This is a genomic window from Croceibacter sp. (assembly GCF_002716225.1).
In the GTDB taxonomy this organism is placed as follows: Bacteria; Bacteroidota; Bacteroidia; order Flavobacteriales; family Flavobacteriaceae; genus Croceibacter; species Croceibacter atlanticus.
Window position 1 is genome coordinate 1 of record NZ_PAZX01000012.1, and the last position, 19453, is coordinate 19453.

Genomic DNA, 19453 nt, shown 5'->3' on the forward strand with positions numbered 1-19453 from the left:
ACACCTTCGGGATATTCGCCAATGGCAAATGCACCTAAAGTGGCTATGGACATTAAGAAGAATTCCGTAAAAAAATCACCATTTTTAATACTTTTCCAGCCTTCTCTTATCACCGGAAAACCTACAGGGATATAGGCTACCGTGTACCATACTACGCGAATCCATCCTTTGAAGAAAGGAAACGCATCAAAGTAATCAATAGCGATTCCGGCTATCAACATCACAAAGCTGAAAATAGCCGGTAGATAGGTTCTAAAATTTGAAATTTCTTCAGGGCTGCTATGGTTATGGCCATCGTCGTGACTGTGCTCGCCTTGTTGTTTTTTTGGTTCTAAGTCACGTAAGTTTATTTTTTTCTTTTTCATATGTTCTAATCAAGTTTGATATCATTTTAAAAACTACTTCGATAATTTCAATATTCTCAATGCACCGCGCATTACAAAAGTGAAAACGATGCCGCCAATCACTAAATCGGGCCATTTACTATTCAGAAAATAAACCAGCACCCCAGCTACTATAACACCACCATTAACAATAATATCATTGGATGTAAAAATGGCACTTGCCTGCATATGAGCCTCTTGACTCTTTGCCTTGTTGATGAGCCAGAGCGATATCAAATTACCTGCCAATGCGAAAATTGAAACGATAATCATCCATTGAAACAAGGGTGTTTCGGTATTGCTAAAAAACCTTCTCAAGACCTCTGCAAACCCAAGTGTTGCCAATGCCATCTGAAAGTATCCGCTGTATTTCGCAACCTTCTTTTTTCTTGAAATGGCACCGCCTACCGCAAATAGGCTTAATGCATATACGATGGAATCTGCCAGCATATCTAATGAGTCTGCCACAAGACCCATCGAAGAAGAAATCCAACCGGTGGTCATTTCGATAACGAAAAAGCCAAAGTTGATGCCCAAGACCCACCATAGGATTCTTTTTTGTTTGGATTGGTCTTCCATTACGGGTGGTTCGGCTTCTGTGGTTCCTTCTAAGGAATCCCCAAGTTTTAAGCTGGCTATAGACGTTTTTATCGCCTTGACGTCGTCCACGTGATATACTTCCAATTTTCTGTTTGGAATATCAAAATCCAAGTGTTTTACTTGAGCATAAGACTCTAACTTCATCCGAATCATCTGCTCTTCTGAAGGGCAGTCCATTTTAGTTATTATAAAAGTGCTTTTTTTCAAAATCAATCTAATTTGTTCGTTTGTTTATTAAAGTAAATTACTGCTGCATTTTTCGCATATTCCCGTAACCACGAGATTAACATCCTCTGCCAAATATCCATCTGGCAAATTGATATGCGGGATTTTTTGTTCCGTTAAACAAACTGTTTCGTCACAGTTAGTGCAATGAAAATGTAAATGCAAATCCTGTTCTATTTCACAATTACAGCCTTCTTCACAAAGTGCGTATTTAGAGATTCCAGTTCCGTCATCTATGTGATGCACCACGTTTTTTTCTTCAAACGTTTTTAGGGTTCGGTACAATGTGGTTCTATCCGCTTTTGCGAAAGCATTCTCAATATCAGTCAGGGCGATGGCGGCATCCCTATCGGCCATATACTTATAAATCAAGATGCGCATTGCGGTGGGACGCACGTTATGGTCATTTAATGTTTTTTCAATTTCAGTCATTTTGTGCGGTGTTATAATTGATATTTTTAGCTTTATTGTAGGCTTCATAGCCTTCTTTTGCAGCGTACGGAACGATAAGTAATGCCGCCACAGGATCTGCCCACCACCAGCCTAACCAGTTGACCAATAGCAATCCTATAAGTACGACCACGGTTTGGTATAAGCAAATAAAGGTGTCTTTAGCATCAGCCAGCAAGGCTGGACTGTCTAATTTCTTTCCATACTTTCTTTTGAAATAGATCAGGATAGGATTTACAACCAGGGAAACCAATAATATAATCAGTCCCATCGTGCTCCAGTTTGCGGTTTCTTTATTTATAAGCTTTGTAATGGAATCGTAGGAAATGAAAATACAGATGAGCGTAAAGGAAACTGCAATTACGTTTAACGTGATTTTTTGTCTTCGTTTTACTTTTTCTTCATCGATACCTTTAATCTCGCCGTGTAGTCGCCAGCCTAATGTTCCCGCACTTACCACTTCAATCGTGCTGTCTAATCCCCAACCAATNAATGCNGAACTATTNGCCGTAAATCCTGCTATAAGCGAGACCACNACTTCAATAACATCATAAATAACGTTCCAAATCTGTAGTGTNCTGGCTTNTTTNANATTNTNTTTTCTTGTCTTCNTNCATANNNNTTAATGTTCGTGTTCAGTTTCTCCCTTTTTCATTTCTCCCATCAGGTAATAGGCATTGTTGAATGCAAAACGTGTGTTAGGATCTGGGGTTTCAAAAAAGCGTATGGCTATCCAGTCGCCATCTTTCTCGCCTGTTGTAACCTCTACTGGTTTAAAACTCCAAGCATCGCCTTCTTTTTGCGCTGTAAATACATAATTCTTTCCAGCTTCTGTAACTATGGCACTTTCAGGTAGTGCAGTAGTCTGTTGGTAATCAACTTCAATTTTACCTTTTATATACATACCAGGGATAAGACCACCTCCTTTATTCTCAATTTCAGCGTGAACGTGAACCGCTTTTGGATCTTGCTCAAAAGTTTGACTAACCGAATAAATTTCGGCTTCCANCTCTTTTCCTGGCCTCGATTGAATACTGAAACGTACTTTTTGGCCTTTCTTCACTTTGTCCACATCTTTTTCAAAAACCATTAAATCTGCGTGCACGTGGTCTGTATCTACTATTTGCATTAAGTTGGTCTGTGGCTCCACATATTGCCCAGTCTTTATAAATACTTTTTCTAAGACACCTGCTATGGGACTGCGCAATGCCACACTCTGATAGATTGTACCATTGCGCACACCACTCGTATTGATGTTGTACTGTCGCAACTGCGCTTCAAGCCCTTTTACCATTGCGGTAGATGACTGATAGTCTGCCGTTGCTTTTTGGAAATTCATTCCTGATGCTACACCAGCTTCATAAAGTCTTTTTTGACGTTCATATTCCTGTTTCAGAAATTTACTATTGCTGTAAGCGTTCAAATAATCTGATTGAATCTGGATGATGCTGGGATGTGATAAATAAGCCACCGCTTGATTCTTTTTGACTTCGTCTCCTTCTATAACCTCTATGGATGCCACATTTGCTCCTGCAAGCGCGGTAATATTTGCTTCGTTTTGCGGTGGTACTTCCAGCGTNCCGTTTGCTTCTACATAACCACTCATATTGCGTTGCGCGAGCGTNTCAATTTCCATTTGTAAGGCNTCAAACTGCTGTGCCGTGAGCATTACTTCNTNAGCTTCNCCTTCNNTANGGTTTNCTTGACCGGTCTCACCNTCAGAATTGTTTTCTTNNGTNTCAGAATGGGTGGCTTCATCGTGGCCATCTTCAGNTTTTGNGTCGCCACANCTGANTAANGTNAATGCNANNAANATNGCGGTAATNGGTATATNTTTTATCGTTTTCATCTTTTTTAGTTTTGGAAATATTGTAAATCAAACAGNGCNTCTAAATANTTATCNAGTGCNTCNAGCGCGTCCATTTCGGTNTGTATGGCATCACGTATNATTTGCGTGAATGCTGCATAATCNAGCGCACCTTCTTTGTANGCNAGCAATGCNCCTTTGCGCTGGTCTATGGCAAGTGGCANAGCTTCGGTTTTATAGAAAAACCAAGTATCTCGCCATCGTGTATAATTTTGCTGTGCTTGTGTATATTGGGATTGCAGCTCGCGTTGTTTGAATGCGGCATTGGTTTCTGCAATCTGTGCATCGAGTTTAGCAGCCTTTGCACGACTACGGACAGGTCCAGAAAACAGTGGTATGGAAATCCCAGCTTGATAGGTATAAAAACCACTATCGCCATTGACACGTTGCAGGCCACCTTGCAGATTAAACTGGGGCAGTAAATTTGCCCTTGCTGCGTCATAGCTTGCTTGTGCTTCGTCTATACGCTTTCGCGAAAGCGATAACTCAGGATGATCATTCAATGTATTATCAGACTCTAAAATTGAAATTTCACTAGCTCCCAATTCATCAGAAACGCCGTACATCGCATCTGGTGTCAACCAAAGGTTGAGCTTTTGCAAGGCGATGAAATAGTCTGTTTCTGCCTGCTGAAACTTATTGTTAATTTGTAGTGCTTGATTGCGCGCAGCAGCATATTCCAGTCTTGAAATGGCTTCCACTTCATAATTGAGTTCTACAGATTGTGCAAACTGATCATAAATGCTGTCCAGTTCTCGGTACAAAACAAACTTCTTCTTTGCCTGAAAAGCTTCTGACCAGGCCTTTTTGACTTCCCGTTCTATCTGGATTTCCGAAAGGTCAAGAGCTGTTTCGGCTAACTGGATGCGTTGTTGTTGCAAACGTTTTTTAGCACCTATTCCCAATAGATCAATATTTTGTTGACCGATACCTATCAAGGTATAAATGCCCTGACCATCTGCCACTTCTTCGCCACCTGTAAATACTTTAGTATTACCGAAGTCATAGGCATTGCCCGTGAGTGCGCTCTGTCTTTCTATTTCGAGTTGGCTCGTCTTGAGTGCTGGATAATTCTCTTTGGCAATTTCTACAGCCCGAGATAAGGTAAAGGGTGTAATGCTATCCTGAACAATGAGGTCTGGCACAGGTGCTTGTGTTTGTTGCGCTTTCGCCAAAGCGGTACCACCTAACATAAAACCAAGTATTAAAATCGTGGTCAATGCTTGCGGATTAAACGAACCAATCTTGTTCTGGTCTTTGCGCTCACGTCGCTTTTCTATAAAGATATAGAGTACAGGAAGTACTATCAACGTGAGTAGGGTGGCCGTAAGCATCCCACCAATAACTACCGTAGCGAGCGGCTGTTGGACTTCTGCACCGGCCGATGTGGAAAATGCCATAGGTAAAAAGCCGAAAATATCAGTGGTGGCCGTGAGCATAATGGGACGAATACGTTCTTTAGTCCCTTGAAATATTCTATCCTTTATACTTATCACACCTTCTTCTTTTAAGGAATTAAATCGGTTTATAAGTACCAGTCCGTTAAGAACTGCAACACCAAATAGCACAATAAAGCCGACACCTGCCGAAATACTAAATGGCATATCCCGCAACCATAGGGCAAACACACCACCGATGGCCGCCAAGGGAATCGCTATGTAAATCATTAGCGATTGTGAAAAGGATTTTAAGGCAAAGTACAGCAGTATAAATATTAAAAACAGGGCGATGGGCACAACGATTATCAAACGATCCTTTGCGCTTTGTAGATTTTCAAACTCGCCACCATAGGTAATATAATAGCCTGATGGCAAGTCCAGTTCTTCATCTAATTTTTGCTGAATATCTTTTACTACAGACTCCACATCCCTGCCTCTTGCATTTACACCTACGTAGGTTCTTCTATACGTATTGTCACGTGAAATTTGCATAGGTCCAGGGACGTATTCAATTTCGGCTATTTCGATAATGGGTATCTGATTGCCATCCTTAAGATCGATATACATATTGCGTAGGTCATCGATACTTTTTCTATGGCTTTCATCAAATCGTACCACGAGATCAAATCGTTTCTCGCCTTCAAAAATTACTCCTGCGGTTCCCCCAGCGAATGCGGTACTTATGTAATCATTTACTTTTTGAATATCCAGTCCATATTGCGCCATTTTATCACGCTTATATTTTACGGTCATCTGTGGTAATCCTGCAGTTCGTTCTGCACTCACATCACCAGCGCCAGGAACGGTCTGTATAATCGCTGCCATTTCCTGAACCTTTTGTGATAACACCTCTAAATCTTCGCCATACAGCTTTACCGCAATATCTTCTCTTACACCTTCTAACAGCTCGTTAAATCGTAACTCTACTGGTTGTGTAAAGACTAAATTCACACCTACGAGTTCTTCATCTAATTTGTCTCTAATGGCATCTATCAAACCTTCTTTAGTAGTAGCTGTTGTCCACTGGTCCATATTCTTGTTTAGGATGATGTACATATCTGCAATATCCATAGGCATAGGATCGGTAGGAATATCTGCAACACCTATACGAGCTGTGACTGTTTTAATTTCAGGGAAATTTTCTAATAGGATAGTTTCTATTTTCTTGGAAACTTCAATAGATTCGGATAATGAACTTCCTGGTCTAATGAGTGCTTGCATTGCTAGATCTCCTTCATCAAGCTGGGGCACAAATTCTCCACCCATATTAGAAAAGATAAAACCAGCAATAAGAAGTAATACGGCAGCAGCTGATAAAACAATAAGTTTTAGTTTAAGGGCTCCCTTTAATAATGGCATATATGCACTATGAATAGCACCTATAATTTTATCACTTATTTTTTCGAGCCAGCGCTCAAACCTGCCGAACCAGTTTTTGGTATTTTGTACTGGTTTCATAAAAAGCGCTGCCATCATAGGCACATACGTGAGACACAAGATGATGGCACCTATCATTGCAAAGCCAAAGGTGTATGCCATAGGTTTAAACATTTTACCTTCTACACCAGTTAGAAAAAGTATAGGCGTAAAAACGATGAGGATAATTATCTGTCCAAAAAAAGCGGAACCCATCATCGTGCTTCCTGCATCATAAGCTACTTTATCCATCACTCCTTGATTGAATTTTAGCTTGCCAGACCTAATTCGTTTTTGGATCTCATAAACCGTTCCTTCTATAATAATTACCGCACCATCTATGATAATCCCAAAATCAATAGCTCCCAAGCTCATTAAGTTTGCCCATACATTAAATTGCTTCATTAATATAAAGGCAAAAAGCAAGGACAACGGTATGGTCGTGGCCGTTATGATGCCACCTCTTAAACTACCCAACAATAAAACAAGGGCAAATATCACGATTAGGGCGCCTTCCAGTAAATTGGTTTTAACGGTATCGGTCGTTCTGGCAATTAGCTCACTACGATCAATGATAGGGGCGATCGTTAAACCTTCTGGCAGGGATTTTTCAATTTCTGCCATACGATCCTTTACATTTTGAATAACTGCATTAGGATTAGAACCCTTGAGCATCATAATCATACCGCCCACGGCTTCCTTACCGTCTTGGGTAAATGCACCATAACGTACCTGACTCCCAAAATGGACACGCGTTGCTACATCTCCAATTGTTATGGGAATGTTGCCTTCGTTGATAATCGAGATATTCTTGATGTCTTCCAAAGAGCGAATAAGACCTTCGCCTCTTATGAAGTTTGACATTTTATTTTTCTCAATATAGGCACCACCTGTATTGACATTGTTCATAGCAAGAGCATCATACACTTGTGAAATGCTGATGCCCATACTATTTAACTTTTCTGGATCGACGGCAACTTCGTACTGCTTAATGCTACCACCATATGAGTTAACTTCTACCACACCTTCCAGTAAAGTAAGTTGTCGTTTGATAACCCAGTCCTGTACGGTACGCAGTTCCATAGGCGAATATCTGTTTTCAAATCCTTTCCCTGGCTGAATGGTGTATTCATAAATTTGACCTAATCCTGTGGAAATAGGTCCCATCGAAGGACTTCCAAATTTTTCAGGTATAGATTCTCCAAGTTCGTTGAGTTTTTCCCCTACCAGTTGTCTAGGAAGATAAGTCCCCATATCGTCTTCAAAAACGATGGTTACTACAGAGAGTCCGAAACGTGAGATAGATCTTATTTCGGTAACGCCAGGTAAATTACCCATAGATAATTCTACAGGATAGGTTACGAACTGTTCAATGTCTTCCGTTCCCAGATTAGGCGATTGCGTGATGACTTGCACTTGATTATTGGTAATATCTGGCACAGACCCAAGATTTACCGTTGCCATTGACCAGATACCGACACCCACAAGAGTCAAGGTAAACAAGCCAATAATAAATTTGTTATTGATTGAAAAATCAATGATTTTGTTAATCATAGATTAGAAAATTAATTCAGTTAATAAATGACTTTACGCTTTCGCAAAAGCAAAAACATAGTTGAGTATTCCTGTTAGGAAAACTTCAAAAAGGATATAGTTATCCTATTAAAACTGAATTATGCCCGAGGTGGTTGGAAAAGAGATTCCAGATATCTGGAATTGAATTGAAAAGAATAATATGAATATGTCACCCTTTTTTCAAAGAGAAGTGGCTTTATGGTTAATGCGTTAGAAGGCGTTAAAAAAACTGTAGGATAACAGCATTGATGATGTGAATGTACAGGCGCACTATCGTCGTGCGAGCCATCGTGATGGTCTTTGTTATCAGACTCATCATTGAAAACTACCTCTACTACATATTCATAAAACGTATCTCCACCATACTCTTTATGCATTTGGTAATGCGATAAAAAATGTGAAAACTTCTCTATTTGTTCACATATTTCCATATTGGCTGTAGCCCCTTGAAAAAGGAATAAGATTGCCATTGATATAGAACAAAATGCTTTCATATATATTACAAAGATAAAAGAATAATGATGCAATTGAGTTGCAAAGGGTTTTTACAACGAATCAATCACACTTCCGCAAGTCAACATTGCATCGCCATAGTATGGATTTCTTATTTCTTCTTCCATACTTAACCATACCGCACCTTTATTGTTATTTGCCATAGGGCATTTCTGAATGTAATAATTTGTCGAGTTTTCTATGCTCATTGCAATAGGCACGATATTCTCATTAAGTATCACAAAATGTGCTCGCTGGTTTTCCAGATTTTCATTGGTTGCAATGGCATCCAGCATCTCGATACTTTTGGTAAGATGTTGCTTTTCCATTTTGCCTAAATCCGATGTAGAAATTTCCTTTAATTTTTTTGATGTCGCTTTCGCGAAATTGGAAACCTGACCAGCATCGCTTTCTACCAATGCATCTTTCATTTTGAGATATGATGGTAATGCTTCATTAAAATCAGAACTAAACCCTTCGTCGAAACTCATTTCCATATCGCCCATCATAGCTGATTCATCCTGCATCATCTGCTGATTCATCATTGATTTTTTACCTTGTAGTTGCGCAGCTGCATCTACTGTAAATGTTCCATTGGTAACGATTTCATCGCCATTATTCAGTCCAGCCGATACTTGGTAATTGTCGCCAGAGCGATTGCCCAAGGTTACTTCACGCATTTCAAATACAGGTTCATTAGGATTGGTTTTCACATATACCAATGAGCGCTCGCCCGTCCATAACACAGCACTTGCAGGCACGGAAAGTGTATTTTCCATAGTTTGCGTTGCGCCTTTAACCTTGCCCGTCACAAACATTCCTGGCTTAAATAGGTCGTCTCTATTTTGAAGTGTTGCTCGCACCGTTACTGTACGTGTTGTATTATTTAAAATAGGGTCAATAAAAGAAATAGTGCCTTCAAATTCTTTGTTTGGATAGGCATTGGTCGTAATGTTGATTTTTTGCCCAACATTGAACTGTGCTATCTGATTTTCATAAGCATCGAATTCTGCCCAGACAGAATTTAGGTTGCTCAACTTTACAATAGGTTCCCCTTGATTTACGTAATCGCCCTGTGCTGCCATTACTTCTGAAACCGTTCCGGAAACCGTCGCATAAATCGGGAAATTCTCACGTACCGTTCCACTTTCTTCTATGGCATTGATTTGTGTATCTGATAGTTTCCAGTTTTTGAGCTTGTTACGAACGGCTTTGTATAAAGCAGGTTGCGATGCTTTCAACGATGCTGCGGTAATCAATTCCTGCTGTGCCGCTACAAGGTCTGGTGCGTAAATGGTTGCCAGTAACTGACCACGGTTTACTTGCTGACCTTCATAGTTGACGTTAAGTCGTTCTATTCTGCCTTTAAAATAACTGGATTGTACGGTATTGTTTTCTTCGTTTGCAGCTATTTTTCCCGAAAGGGATATCATCCCATCATCATCGCTTGTTTCTGCATTACCTACAATGGTGGTTTGGATATTTGCCAACGCCATTGCGTTTTCAGTCATTTTTATCTCGTTTGCAGCGAGACCTTCAGCACCAGCTTCAGCAGGAATTAAGTCCATTCCACATATAGGACAATCGCCAGCTTCTGGTTGCATAATCTGTGGATGCATTGAGCACGTCCACATCTGGTCTGCACTCTCGCCAGAGTGGTCGTGTTGATCGGACATATCGGATATATCCTTATTTGCCATAGTATCACTTGACCCGTTTCCAAAAATGAGCCAGCCTGCGCCCAAACCTATTATTACGGCTATTGCTATATATAAAATGTTCTTGTTCATAATCTTATTTTTCGTTTTCTAAACGTTCAATCATTTCTTTCATTTCGGCAATTTCCCTACGTTGTGCTTTTATGATTTCTTCAGCCAATTTTTTGACTTCTGGGTCTTCAATATCAGCTCGTTCACTTGTTAGAATTGCAATGGAATGGTGTGGTATCATTGCTTTCATCCAAAGAATATCGCCTACGGTGGATTTTTGGTCGCGTACCAGTCCCAATGCACCTACAAAGAGAACGATACTTCCCAAGACTATGGCGATATTCTTTTTTTTATTTTGATACATTCCACGCATTGCCACAAACATAATGATGGCCATAGCTGCGATACCAAGGCAGACCATATAAAATCTCGTTAGGCTAAACCAAACGTGGTCCCATTCATAGGTGTTTAAATACATCGTAATGTACATTGCTACAAAAGAGCAAGCCAACATCGCTACAAAACGTGTATAGTGATTTTTAGATTTTCCTGAATTTGTGTGTTCATTTGAATTCATAATTTTTGGTTTTTTTGTCACTAATTATTTAATCTTCTTTTTTAGTTTTCTGATTGATGGGGAACTGATATACCACAAAACGAAACCGCTTAAGACAGTTATCAATCCCAAAAGTGAAAATGCCCTTAACAACAACGTGTTGAAATTATCCCTTCCCTGATAATCCATTGTATGGGTCATCCATAGAAAATCAAACCAGCGCCAATCCCTGTGTCTCACCGTTTGAAAAGCGCCATTCTCAACCGCCACATAGGCTTTTAAATTTTGTGGTGTCTCATACGAGATTTCATAAGCTGGAAGTGGGCGACCGCGATATTCGTGATGTGGCCCAACAGAATCGACTAATTGAATTTTTACTATTTCTAAATCGTTCAACATATACCTACTTGCAACTTGTTGTGCCTCTTCTTTAGAAATTCCATTTTTCATTTGTCCCGTTCTTGCATTGTAAAGCTGTGCTTCATTAATCCAATAGTAAGGTTCATTTGCTATTTCCAGTAGTTCCAAGGATTGTACAGGTTCTATTACAGCAAGTTGGGCTGTGCCGAGCAAATCATTAAATGAGGTCTGCACAGGTGCAGCTTTCTTAAAATGGTCGCCGTGTATCTCGTCAATGTTCGTCCAACTGAAATACATCCCGCTAATCGTCCACATCAGAAACTGAATACCTAAAAAGATACCCAAATAGCGGTGCGCTTTTCTAATCCATTTCGCTGTTTTTCTGTTCACCATTTTACTTTATTTCAAAAGGAAATTCAATCGTGACTTTTTCCCAACTCATTGAGATTGTTCCTGAAGTCTCAGTTGTTTTGTTAACTTTATACTCTAAATGTTCCTTGATGTCTTCGGAAATTTGAGGTGTCACTTTAAATCGTAATACATCATCATTTTCAGTATAGTCGTCCTTACCGTGTTGGTTCCAATTCCTGTTGAAAATGACAGTCCATTCTTCCTGATTCGGAATTACAAAAAACCCATATTTCCCGGCTTTCAATTCTTTACCGTCAATTTCTAAATCCTTATTTGTTTCCAGCCAAGTAGCCATATGGGCACCAGCCTGCCAGACTTGGTCGTATGCCAATAAACCACCGAAAATAATTCTATTCCTCACGCCTGGCGACGAATAATCTATATGAATATGTGCATCACCTATCATCGCCATTGCCGATGTATGTGGGCTTAAAGTTTTTTTGTTCTCGGATTTAGGCTCACTTCGAGTATGATTGTGTTCTGTCTCTATTTTGGGATTGTTCTTTTCTTCGTTTTTACATCCGCTGACAGCAACTACCAATAGGATTATCAAAATTTTATATTTCATAAGTATTCAATTAGTTAGATTATATGTTTTTACTTTTTAAACGTAATGAGTTGGCGATTACCGAAACCGAACTAAAGCTCATCGCTAAAGCCGCAATCATTGGCGATAAGAGTATTCCGAAAAACGGGTACAATAGTCCTGCCGCAATCGGGATACCCAGCGTGTTATAAATCATTGCAAAAAAGAGGTTTTGTTTGATATTGCGCATTACTGCTTCACTTAGGTTTCTTGCCTTTACGATACCGTGTAAATCGCCTTTCACCAAGGTAATGGCTGCACTCTCAATGGCAACATCCGTACCTGTTCCCATAGCGATACCTACATCACTTTTAGCTAATGCAGGTGCGTCGTTGATGCCGTCGCCTGCCATTGCAACCACCTTGCCTTGCTCTTGTAATTTCTCGACTTCCTGTAATTTGTTTTCCGGTAGCATACTTGCTTGAAAATCTGCAAGGTTAAGTTCATCTGCGACAGCTTTGGCGGTGTCGTGATTATCACCAGTAAGCATAATGACCGCAATTCCCTTATTCTGCAAATCCTTGATAGCTTTTGCGCTCGTTTCCTTTATTTTGTCACCTATGACCACATAACCAACGATGTTAGCATCAATGGCGAGATAGGAAACGGTCTTTCCTTGTTTTTGATAGGATTGTGCCTCATTTTCCATAGCTTCGGTAAGCGTGGCATTTGCCTGTTCCATCATTTTGGCGTTGCCCAAAGCCACTTCATTGCCGTTCACTTTACCTTCAACACCCTTTCCGGTAACTGCGTTGAATCCATCTGCTTTTAAAAACTCTGCGTTTTGTTCTTTTCCATATTTTACGGTGGCTTCTGCCAGCGGATGTTCACTTTGACTGTTAAGGGAAGCAATAAATTGTAGCACTTCGTTTTCAGTTATTTTACTATCAAAAGAACCTACCGTCTCGACCGTTGGTTTGCCTTCGGTTATCGTTCCTGTTTTGTCAACAATTAAGGTATCTACCTTATCCATTTTTTCAAGGGCTTCGGCATTTTTGATAAGCACCCCATTCTGTGCCCCTTTACCAACACCGACCATTACGGACATTGGTGTCGCAAGCCCCAAAGCACACGGACAGGCAATAATCAATACGGCAATGGCATTGACCAAGGCATATACATAGGCTGGTTCTGGGCCCCAAATTGCCCAAACGCCGAATGTCACAGCAGCGATAATGACCACGATTGGCACGAAATATCCTGAAACGGTATCTGCTAATTTCTGAATTGGCGCACGGCTACGACTGGCATCATTGACCATCTGTATAATCTGTGATAACAAGGTGTCAGATCCAACCTTTTCAGCTTTCATCAAAAAGGATTGATTACCGTTGATTGTGCCACTACTTACTTTATCATCGGTAGATTTGTTTACGGGAATGGGTTCGCCTGTAATCATCGATTCATCGATGGAAGTTTCGCCTTCGGTAATTACACCATCTACGGGAATCTTATCGCCCGGCTTCACACGCAGAATATCACCCAATTCGATTTCATCGATGGCTACTTCCTGTTCTTCGCCATCAACTACTTTTACAGCCTTATTCGGTGCCAATTTTAAAAGTTCTTTGACTGCGGAATTTGTCTTGCTATGAGCACGGGCTTCAAGAACCTGCCCAAGCAATACCAAAGTTAAAATGACCGTTGCCGCCTCAAAATAGACGTGAACCGTACCTGCTTCGGTCTTAAATTGGTTTGGGAAAAAATCAGGCACGAGCATTCCGAACACACTAAATAGCCAAGCAACGCCTGCACCGATACCGATAAGCGTAAACATATTTAGGTTCCACGTTTTAATACTTCGATAGGCACGTTCAAAAAACATCCAAGTGGCGTAGAATACCACAGGAATGGAAAGTGCAAATTGAATCCAATTCCAATATTTTAATTCTAAAACATCATATAACGGATTGTTGGGCAGCATTTCGGACATTGCAATGATAAAAATGGGCAATGTGAAAGCGACCGCTATCCAGAACTTTTTCAGTAGTTTTTTATAGGTCTTTTCCTCTGCGGAAAGGTCGGGTTCCATAGGCACTAAATCCATCCCACAGATTGGACAGCTTCCCAGTTCGTCTTTTACAATTTCGGGATGCATCGGGCAGGTATATTGGGTGTTGGAAGTAGCCTTTAGATTAACTTCTTCAACTAAATCCATTCCGCAAACAGGACAGTCGCCTGGTTGGTCATAGGTTTTATCGCCCTCGCAATGCATCGGGCAATAGAACGTTCCCGTTCCTTTGGCTTTAGGTTGTTCAACTTTCTTCTTATCGTGGGTATGATGGTGTTCACCATTCTGATGGATACTGTATCGCCCACCGTCCGCTTTTAGAGCATCTTGAAATTTTTCGATGGGAATATGTGCTTGCATTTCTATGGTCGCTTCGGCTTTTTCTAAATCGACAGATGCATTAGTTACACCTTCGATTTTGGAAAGCGTCTGTTCGACGTGGTTTCGGCAACCATTGCAGGTCATTCCGTGTATGTGATAGGTGTGTTTCATTGTCATAGAATTAAAAATTTAGTGATTAAACCACCTGCCAGCCAGATATAGCAAGCGATAGCAACATATTTTAATACACTTTCAAGCAAAGGGCTCTTTGGTGCCATTTCACTCATTGAGTGTTCCACATCTTTTTTCTTGAAAAATCCGAGATAAACCAGATACGCTGAAATTGCGAGGAAAGCAATATTCAAATAGAAGGTGTAATCAATTTTGAAATGTTCTTTGTCTTGTATTTTTACCTGTGATGGATCTGGTAATATGCTCAACAAATCAAAACTATAATGAAGCGCAAGAGACGTACCGATCAATGCTGTAAACAATAGGAATACGATAAAAAACGACATTTTCCAGCCATAGTATTTTGCATTGATGCGTAGTACGGGAAAAACTACCAAATCACTAAAAATAAATGCCATTACACCTGCAAAACTCACACCTTTACCAAACAACAAAGCTGCCAATGGAATGTTTCCCATCGAGCCGATAAAAGTTAAAAATGCCGCAACCGGACCCACAACAATATGTTCCATAACTTCGAGAAAGGTAAAATCGGTTTTACCTTGACCACTATTTATAAACAGCGTTTGGAAAAACGAATCTGGGACGAAGGCGGCAACGATACCTGCAATGGTAAAGCCTACGGTTACATCCTTCCAGACCATTTGCCATTCCATCTTATATTTCTTGGCGACCCTTGCCCAGCTATCTTCCTGTTGAATCTGTTTTTTCCAGTCTTTGGAATCTTCCATTTCATCATCATCCTGCCCTTCAAGATTTTTCCGTGCTTTTTCGATGAGCTTTTTGGGATTGATAATGCGAATGAGAACCCAACAAATGAGTATGAGTAAAATACCACCCACATATTCGCCCACTACAAACTGCCATCCCAAGAAAATGGAAATGATTATACCAAGCTCAATGACAAGGTTTGTAGATGCAAGTAAAAATGCAATGGATGATACAAAGCTTGCACCTTTCTTAAAAATGGACTTGGTAGAAGCGAGTGCGGCAAAGCTGCACGAACTGCTTATAAAACCAAAAAATGTCCCAAGAAGTACACTTTTCTTCTCGTTCTCGCCCATTGTTTTCTGCATCCGTTTTTCGGTCACGAAAACTTGTATCATACTACTGATGATGTAACCCAATATGAATGCCCAAAGCGCCATCCAGAAAAATCCGGTGGTGGTATAGGCGGCTTCGCCCCATTGTTTCAAAAAATCATTCATACATCTTTATTTTATTGTGCCTGACAAGGGAAGGGCTACTAACTAACCAACCATCAACGTTCCCTTCCCATATCAGGACTTTATTCCAAACTGTCTTTTAACGCTGTTATAAAATCTACTATCAACGTCTTATCTTCATCTGAAAGAATTGCATCCCTGTGAATGAGTGTATAAGAATCCAAGGGCATTTCATCTTCTTCAATTTGGCTTATGATAGACCGAAGTTTACTATTCTTTCGCCTGTCTGAATACTCTGCCCATTCATTAAAATTAAGTTCGTCCTTACCTTCTTGTATGTGGTCTTCCAGATACCAAGCCGAAGGCTGTATCTTACTATACCACGGATAATCTGTATTATTGCTGTGGCAATCGTAGCAAGAAACCTGCAACCGATTTTTTATCGTTGCAGGCACTTGATTTTCGACCATAAAATCACTTTGCGGTACAGTATCTCTCTCGTTCAGGGTTGTTGGAAAGAACTGAATCACAATAAATGCCACAAGGGCAAGCCACGCTATGATTTTTAAAAACTTCAATTAGTTGATTTCTCGCTGTACTTTACCGCATTTCAACATTTTGTCACCGAAATAAGGGTTTCTTATTTCTTCGTTCATACTAAGCCAAGCACCACCCTCATTATTATTATACATAGGGCAGAATTGCTCGTATATCTTCATCTCAGTTCCGGTAATGGCAACCATATCGGTAACATCCTTGCTTAATATCTTAAAGTGCTCACGTTGGTGTGCCATATCACTTTCTGAAATGTGTTCTGCGTGTTCAATTGCGTCTTCCAAAATATCCTTGAGTTCTTGTTGCTCGTTATCTGAATAGGTCGATGCATCAAAACTGCCTAAAGTGCTTGCCAGCGTGGCACCCAATTGTTTTGCTTTGTCATTATTCGTCTCGACAAGTGCATCTTTTAGTTTAAAGTAGTCTTGTAGGACTGCTTTTGCATCTTGGTTGTCATTCATTGCCATATTGTCTTTGTCATCCATAGATTCTTGGTGCATCTCGTTGCTCATAGGTGCAGCAGGTTCATTTTTGTTTCCATCCTTGCAGGAAACCGTTAACACCATTATAGCAGCAAGTGCCATTGTACCTATTGTTCTTTTTACTGTTTTCATTTTTGTTATTTATTTAAGTTAATAATTGTTCTAAAATCTTAATGAGAGTCCACCACCAGCGCCAAAGCGGTTGTCATAGCTTCCCATTAATGAGAAGTCACGGCTCAATACGTATTCAAGTCCAACTTGCCACGTGGTTTCTTCTTCAAAGTCCTGACCTTCGGGTAATTTGCCGTCCCAGCCAAAGTCCATCTGGTATTCATACTCGCCATAAATTCCAAGGTGGGGAAAAATCATAAAGCCCGTACTAAAACTTATCTGTGGACGCAGTTTGCTGTCAATTCTGAAATCTGAATTAATGAGCAATGGCATTAACCATCGTACACCAGCAATAGCGGTTGTGTTTATTTCTTCAAGGCTGTCCTCACCTTCATTCTCTACATTTACACCACCAAAAACTCGGAAGTAATCATTGAGATAGCGCTCGTAGGTAAACTCGGCTTCCAGATTTTTGTTCCATCCATATTCGCCCCTTAGCGCAAATTGATTTCTGATATTTGTTGCAGTAGCGTAAAGCTCGGTCATATGACTTGCAGCCGTGATTTCGCCCCAAGTGAATATGTGGTCTGCTTCGTTGGTAAGGTTAGTAAGTGGGTAGCCTTCTAATCGTTCGTCACGAGGTGTATCGTAACTGAAAACCCTTGCCATACCGCTCATCATATGATAAAGGATGTGACAATGGAAAAACCAATCACCAGTTTCATCAGCGGCAAACTCAAATACGACTTTTTGCATTGGTGCCACGTTAACAGTATGCTTTAGTGGTGAATACTCACCGTTCTCGTTCAATACTCTAAAGAAGTGGCCGTGCAAGTGCATAGGGTGGTGCATCATCGTGAGATTGTTAAGTGTGATACGCACGACTTCGCCTTGCTCGATTTTTATCTTATCTGTTTCTGAAAGGGGCACACCGTTGATAGACCAGACGTAGCGGTTCATATTTCCTGTAAGGTTGAAAAGCATTTCCTTTACGGGCTTATCGTTTTCAAATTCGGTAGGTTCTTTAGCCCTTAAGTAGTTGTAATTGAACTCGGGATTACCACCCGTTTTCATATTATCGCCTACCACTTTATCTTTTGGCACCATATATCCCATTTTCATTTCGCCCATATCCATACCGCCATCCATTTTCATATTGGCCTTGCCTTTGTTCATCTTCATTTCTGACTTGGACATTTTCATTTTATCATCCTTCATATCCATTTTAGAATGGTCCATTTTAGTGTGAGCCATCTTGGTAGAATCCATTTCCATTTCACCCTTTTTCATATTATCATCCATCATAGACATACTATTCATCTGCATTCCGCCCATATCCATTTTGTACTTTTCCATTACTTGAATGGAATCGTTTTTTGAAGGATTAAATTTTGAAGCAGGTGCGCCCATCTTCATACCCATAGACATCATTTGCTTCATATTCTTTATAAGATTAGGTTCTGGAACTACAGGTGCTTCCAGTACATTTCCAGTTCCTATAAATGCCGAAGCTTCGCCAGAACCATCCTGTGCCGTAGCTCTTACTTGAAGTTTTCCACTTTCTGGAATCGTCACTATAAAATCATAGGTTTCGGCAACGCCAATCAAAGTTTTGTTATGTTCTACTGGAACCACATCAAGTCCATCGGCAGATACGAGCATTGGGTCTTCGCCACCAAATGTGAGCCAGAAATAAGACGCTGCGGCTGCGTTTACAAATCGAAGCCTCACGCGCTCGCCGGGCTGAAAATCTGGATATTCCTGTGAAGTACCACCATTGATAAAAAACTTGTCAAAATAATTATCTGAAATAGCCATATCTGGCATACGTTGCCACGCCATCTTTAACTTGGCACCTACTGCGCCTTGGGCAATTAATTTATCCAGACTTTGAACCTGACCTTTTTTAATTAAATACCACTCATTGCCACGCTTCAAATTTTTAAGTTGAGATTGTGGATTTTCATCTACCCAATCCGAAAGCACTAAGACCAAATCTTTGTCATATTCTAAATCGGTTTCCTTTGGATTTATCTGTAATGAACCATACACCCCACGTTGTTCCTGTAACCCAGTATGGGAATGATACCAATAGGTTCCAGATTGTTTCAATGCAAATTTGTATTGAAAGGTTTCCCCTGGACGGATAGGTGGTGTGGTCAAATACGGTACGCCATCGTGGAAATTAGGTAATATCATCCCGTGCCAATGGACAGATGTTTCCACATCCATTTTATTGGTAACGTTGATAATGGCAAACTCGCCTTCGTTGAACTCGAGATTGGGACCAGGTATGCCACCATTAATGGTCATTGCCTGTACATCCTTGCCCGTAAAGTTTACGGTTTTATAATCTATAGTAAGGTCATAAATCCGTTCTGGCCAGTTGTCAACATTTTCTTCAGTTTCATTCGCTACCAATTGGGCTTTTGCACCAAAAGTGATAAGCATTGTTAGAAGTAATGTGATTTTATATTTCATAGTTCTTAATTTTATTTGGATAAAATTACTGCTGTAAATCAACAGCTTGTGTCATAATTATGGTT

Annotated in this window: 14 protein-coding genes and 1 pseudogene; all 15 read right to left on the reverse strand. The window is 40.3% G+C overall.

Annotation, left to right across the window (positions count from 1 at the left end; translation table 11 throughout):
• A pseudogene (locus tag CL818_RS09700) lies at nucleotides 1-365 on the reverse strand (heavy metal translocating P-type ATPase); the annotation flags it as partial.
• A 33-nt stretch (nucleotides 366-398) separates the two neighbouring features.
• Nucleotides 399-1190 carry a cation efflux transmembrane domain-containing protein gene (locus tag CL818_RS09705; protein ID WP_181898143.1) on the reverse strand — a complete coding sequence of 264 codons (792 nt, stop codon included), beginning with the start codon at nucleotides 1188-1190 and terminating at the stop codon, nucleotides 399-401.
• A 27-nt stretch (nucleotides 1191-1217) separates the two neighbouring features.
• Complete coding sequence (locus CL818_RS09710) at nucleotides 1218-1640, reverse strand: Fur family transcriptional regulator (RefSeq protein ID WP_015361364.1); 423 nt, start codon at nucleotides 1638-1640, stop codon at nucleotides 1218-1220.
• Complete coding sequence (locus CL818_RS09715) at nucleotides 1633-2193, reverse strand: cation diffusion facilitator family transporter (RefSeq protein ID WP_353743987.1); 561 nt, start codon at nucleotides 2191-2193, stop codon at nucleotides 1633-1635. Before CL818_RS09715 ends, CL818_RS09710 begins: the two co-directional genes overlap by 8 nt.
• Before the next feature lie 87 nt (nucleotides 2194-2280).
• On the reverse strand, nucleotides 2281-3507 hold the full coding sequence (locus CL818_RS09720) for an efflux RND transporter periplasmic adaptor subunit (RefSeq protein WP_286972862.1): 1227 nt from the start codon (nucleotides 3505-3507) through the stop codon (nucleotides 2281-2283).
• A 5-nt stretch (nucleotides 3508-3512) separates the two neighbouring features.
• Nucleotides 3513-7934, reverse strand: a complete 4422-nt coding sequence (locus tag CL818_RS09725) for a CusA/CzcA family heavy metal efflux RND transporter (protein ID WP_286972864.1) — start codon at nucleotides 7932-7934, stop codon at nucleotides 3513-3515.
• 566 nt (nucleotides 7935-8500) lie between these two features.
• Nucleotides 8501-10237 (reverse strand): efflux RND transporter periplasmic adaptor subunit, encoded by a 1737-nt coding sequence (locus CL818_RS09730; protein ID WP_272973893.1) that lies wholly within the window; start codon nucleotides 10235-10237, stop codon nucleotides 8501-8503.
• A 4-nt stretch (nucleotides 10238-10241) separates the two neighbouring features.
• Entirely contained in the window at nucleotides 10242-10733 is a 492-nt protein-coding gene (locus CL818_RS09735; protein ID WP_013188081.1) for a DUF305 domain-containing protein, read from the reverse strand.
• 24 nt (nucleotides 10734-10757) lie between these two features.
• On the reverse strand, nucleotides 10758-11465 hold the full coding sequence (locus tag CL818_RS09740) for a PepSY domain-containing protein (protein ID WP_013188082.1): 708 nt from the start codon (nucleotides 11463-11465) through the stop codon (nucleotides 10758-10760).
• 1 nt (nucleotide 11466) lies between these two features.
• Nucleotides 11467-12051 (reverse strand): DUF2911 domain-containing protein, encoded by a 585-nt coding sequence (locus CL818_RS09745; RefSeq protein ID WP_013188083.1) that lies wholly within the window; start codon nucleotides 12049-12051, stop codon nucleotides 11467-11469.
• A gap of 19 nt (nucleotides 12052-12070) precedes the next feature.
• Nucleotides 12071-14572 carry a heavy metal translocating P-type ATPase gene (locus tag CL818_RS09750; RefSeq protein ID WP_286972874.1) on the reverse strand — a complete coding sequence of 834 codons (2502 nt, stop codon included), beginning with the start codon at nucleotides 14570-14572 and terminating at the stop codon, nucleotides 12071-12073.
• 2 nt (nucleotides 14573-14574) lie between these two features.
• Nucleotides 14575-15801: a permease gene (locus CL818_RS09755; protein ID WP_013188085.1), complete on the reverse strand. Its 1227-nt coding sequence runs from the start codon at nucleotides 15799-15801 to the stop codon at nucleotides 14575-14577.
• A gap of 80 nt (nucleotides 15802-15881) precedes the next feature.
• Nucleotides 15882-16337 (reverse strand): heme-binding domain-containing protein, encoded by a 456-nt coding sequence (locus CL818_RS09760; protein WP_013188086.1) that lies wholly within the window; start codon nucleotides 16335-16337, stop codon nucleotides 15882-15884.
• Nucleotides 16338-16928 carry a DUF3347 domain-containing protein gene (locus tag CL818_RS09765; protein WP_272973895.1) on the reverse strand — a complete coding sequence of 197 codons (591 nt, stop codon included), beginning with the start codon at nucleotides 16926-16928 and terminating at the stop codon, nucleotides 16338-16340.
• Nucleotides 16929-16958: 30 nt separating this feature from the next.
• Nucleotides 16959-19388 carry a multicopper oxidase domain-containing protein gene (locus tag CL818_RS09770; protein WP_013188088.1) on the reverse strand — a complete coding sequence of 810 codons (2430 nt, stop codon included), beginning with the start codon at nucleotides 19386-19388 and terminating at the stop codon, nucleotides 16959-16961.
• Nucleotides 19389-19453 lie beyond the last annotated feature (65 nt).